Annotated in this window: 3 protein-coding genes; 2 read left to right on the top strand and 1 reads right to left on the bottom strand. The window is 70.6% G+C overall.

The annotated features are described in order from the left end of the window. Nucleotides 1–207: 207 nt before the first annotated feature. Complete coding sequence (locus tag BZL64_RS08575) at nt 208–1,008, bottom strand: class E sortase (RefSeq protein ID WP_086767716.1); 801 nt, start codon at nt 1,006–1,008, stop codon at nt 208–210. Nucleotides 1,009–1,361: 353 nt separating this feature from the next. Between BZL64_RS08575 and BZL64_RS08570 the strand changes: the two genes are divergently transcribed. After that, a complete protein-coding gene (locus BZL64_RS08570) occupies nt 1,362–2,837 on the top strand; it encodes a glycoside hydrolase (protein ID WP_086767714.1) in 1,476 nt (491 codons plus the stop codon). A gap of 100 nt (nt 2,838–2,937) precedes the next feature. Further along, nucleotides 2,938–3,864 (top strand): preprotein translocase subunit SecA (locus BZL64_RS08565; protein ID WP_107430236.1); only part of this gene is annotated, 927 nt, incomplete at its 3' end.

Here is a 3,864-nt window from a genome sequence, read left to right as displayed (position 1 = left end):
GGGCAGAGGGGTGCGGAGCGGAAGGGGGCGGAGCGGAAGGGTGCGGAGCAGAGGGGTGCGGAGCATGGTGCGGATCACTCTGGTCCCTCCCTGTCGCTGCCTGCTCTTGCGCTGCGCGCCGGGTGTGGTGGTCGCTGTCGACACCGTCCACGCTGTTCTTGTTCGGTTATACCCGAACGGGCCGTGGGCCGTGGGAGAAGGTCCGCTCTACGCCGCCCGGCCGCGCACCTTCACCAGTTTCCCCCACACCACCAGGCGGTAGCGGGAGGTGAATTCGGGGGTGCAGGTGGTGAGGGTGAGGTAGTGGCCGGGGTCGTCGTAGCCGTAACCGGGGACGGTGAGGGAGCGGGGTACGGGCCGGATCACGCCGGTGTCGCGGGGTGAGGTCTGGGCGAGGACGACGTCGACGGCGTAGGTGTAGATCGCGTCCGCCGTCTCGACGACGACCGTGTCCCGTGGCTTGAGCCGGTCGAGGTGACGGAAGGGCTCGCCGTGGGTGTTGCGGTGCCCGGCGAGGGCGAAGTTGCCTTCCTGGCCGGGCTGTTGGGTGTGCGCGTAATGGCCGACGTAGCCGTTGTCGAGAACTTTCCGCTTGCTGGTGCCCTCGGCGACAGGGGTACGCACGTGGAGGCGGGGGATGACGAGGACGGCGTACGCCTGGGAGGGCGCGGGCCGAGCGACGGGGGGTTGCGCCGCGCCGGAGGTGACGGGGGACGACGGGACCCCCGGCAGCCCGTCGGCGTGCCGGGGAGCGGCCCGACCGGTTTCCGGCGTGGCCTGCCCGGACCCCTCACCGGCGCCCCACTGCCCCTCCAGGGCCTCCACTGTGCGCGCGGCGCCCTCGCGGGCCTCACGGTTGGTCCACCACAGCTGGTGGGCGACGAGGAGCAGCCCCAACAGCCCGGCCGTGACGAGCAGTTCGGCGCCGGTCCACAGTGCGCGCCGCTGCCGTAGGCGACGCCGCTCGCGCCGCCGCCGTATGCCGTGGTGCACGACGGGTTCCCGCACGGAGCACCTCCTTCACCGGGCCGTCCGCACCATAGGCGCGCGACCGTGAGGTCTCCAGACCCGTGCCCGCACTACCGCAGGGGTCGACGGTCGACTGTCCTTCCATTCGTCACCTCTGTCCGTCACCTCTGTTCGTCCCCTCGAACCTTCCTCCACAGGTTTGAGAAAGGGGTGTCAGAACTCTCGACAAGACCACGCGCCGCCCCCGATGCTTCGTGACGCGCTCACGAACTCACGTTCCCGCACGAGCTACGAGTGGCGGACCCCGGCCGGGACGGCCGGCCCGTACTCGGTCACGGACGCCGCCGGTCGGGACGGCCGGCACGTCCTCAGTCGAGTGAAGCGGAGAAGTCATGATCCGACGCAGAACCCTGCTGGCGGCCACCGGTGGCGCCCTCCTGGGCACGGGCCTGGCCGCAGGCACCGCCCACGCCGACGCGACGATCGGCGTCAACCCGTCGACGACCTTCGGCAGTTGGGAGGGCTGGGGCACCTCCCTCGCCTGGTGGGCGAACGTCTTCGGCGCCCGCGACGACTTCGCCGACATCTTCTTCACCACCAAGTCGGTGGCGTACGGCGGCAGGACACTGCCCGGCCTCGGCATGAACATCGCCCGCTACAACCTGGGCGCGTGCAGCTGGAACAGCGTGGGCGGACAGTCGATGGCGGTCTCCCCCAACATCCCCGCGTTCAAGCAGATCGAGGGCTTCTGGCAGGACTGGAACAACGAGGACCCCACGTCCTCCGCGTGGAACTGGTCGGTGGACGCCAAGCAGCGCGCGATGCTGACGAAGGCGACCTCGCGGGGCGCCATCACCGAACTGTTCGCCAACTCCCCCATGTGGTGGATGTGCCAGAACCACAACCCCTCGGGCGCGGCGGACGGCGGCAACAACCTCCAGACCTGGAACTACCGCCAGCACGCCTCCCACCTGGCCGCCGTCGCCCTCCACGCCAAGAACAACTGGGGCGTGAACTTCGCGACGGTCGACCCCTTCAACGAGCCCTCCTCGTCCTGGTGGACGGCGACCGGCACGCAGGAGGGCTGCCACATGGACTCCACGGTCCAGGCGGCCGTACTGCCGTACATGCGCAGCGAGTTGGACAAGCGCGGCCTGACCGGAACCCGTATCTCCGCGTCGGACGAGACGAGTTACGACCTCTCGCGCACGACGTGGAACTCCTTCAGCGCGTCCACGAAGGCCCTGGTGAACCGGGTCAACGTGCACGGCTACCAGGGTTCGGGCGGTCGCCGGGACCTGCTGTACACGGACGTCGTGACGACATCCGGCAAGCCCTTGTGGAACTCCGAGACCGGCGACAACGACGGCACCGGCCTCTCCATGGCGAAGAACCTGCTCTACGACTTCCGCTGGCTGCACCCGACGGCCTGGGTGTACTGGCAGGTCATGGACCCGTCGACGAACTGGGCGATGATCGCCTACGACGCGGCCACCCTCCAGCCCGGCGCGGTCACCACCAAGTACTACGTGATGGCCCAGTTCAGCCGCCACATCCGCCCCGGCATGACCATCCTCGACACCGGCGTCAGCTATGCCGTCGCCGCCTACGACAGGACGGCCCGCCGCCTGGTCATCGTCGCCGCGAACACGGCCACGTCGGCCCAGACCCTCACCTTCGACCTCTCCCGCTTCTCCACCGTGACCGGCGGCTCCGGCGGCCTGATCCCGCGCTGGAGCACGGCGACATCGGGCGGCGGCGACCTCTACACGGCCCGCTCGGACACGTTCCTGTCCGGCAAGTCGGTGAGCGTGCCGTTCGCAGCGGGCGCGGTGCAGACGCTGCAGATCGACGGAGTGACGATCTAGAGGATCCTGCCCTGGCCGCAGGCCGGCCCTCCCCCTCCTCCCGCTCCCCTGGCCTGCGGCTATCTCCTCTTCGTCACCGGTCGGCAGTACGGTGTCACCCATGCGCCCCGACACGCCTGCCGAGAACGTCGACCACACCGCCGAAGCGGCACGCCTGGAGCGGACCGCCGGCCTGTATCCCGAGGACGCCGAGGCCCTGCTGCTCCAGGCCGCGGCCCACCTGGAACTGTCCGGCGACCGCCCCGCCGCGAGCACCCTCTACGACCGCCTGCTGTCGTCCCCGGCCGCCCTGGACGCCCCGCACCTGGTCCGCGCCCTGAAGGCCTCGAACCTGTGGGAGTACGGCCATGAGGCCGAGGCCCGCGCGATCATCGACGGCATCCGCGCGGCGGCCCCGCGCGACCCGGCGCCCTGGGTGATCGTCGCGGAGTCGCTGGAGTCCCACGACGAGCTGGAGGCGGCGGAGGCGACGTTCACGGAGGCGGCCCGGCTGCTGCTGACGGACGTACCGGAACCGCCCTACGCGACGCACCCGCTCCTCTTCGGCCGGCACCGCGTCCGCCGCATGCTGGGCGCGGCCCACGACGACTGGGACACCCTCGCCGACGCCCTGAACACGTCCCCGGTCTCCCTCGACGAACTCCACGACCCCAAGCGGGTCTGGTCCCTCGGCTCGGAGAACCCGGCGGAACTGGAGGCCGAGATCTCCCGCCTCCGCGCCGAACTCGGCACCTTCCGCGAGGCCCTCTCCCGCCCCTTCCCGGTCGCCGTCCTGCACTGGCCGGCGGGCGAACTGGCGGAGCTGGTGGCCGCCTATCCCGCCCTGGCGGACGAGTACCCGTCCCACGAGACCCACCTCGCGGTGATAGAGGCGTCCCTGCGAGAACTGGCCGCCTCCGGCACGGGCAACCTGGGCATCGTGACGGGAACGGTGCCTTCTTACGAGGCGTTCGCGGCGTCGGAGGGCATGTCCCCGGGGGACTCCGACCTCCTGCCCCAGTACGCGACGACGCGAACGCCTCGTAAG

The organism is Streptomyces bobili (assembly GCF_002154575.1).
Classification (GTDB): domain Bacteria; phylum Actinomycetota; class Actinomycetes; order Streptomycetales; family Streptomycetaceae; genus Streptomyces; species Streptomyces bobili.
This window is presented reverse-complemented; position numbering and strand designations above follow the sequence as displayed.

Coding starts and splice junctions, on each gene's coding strand:
- BZL64_RS08570 (WP_086767714.1), top strand. CDS start 1,362: ATGATCCGACGCAGAACCCTGCTGGCGGCCACCGGTGGCGCCCTCCTG.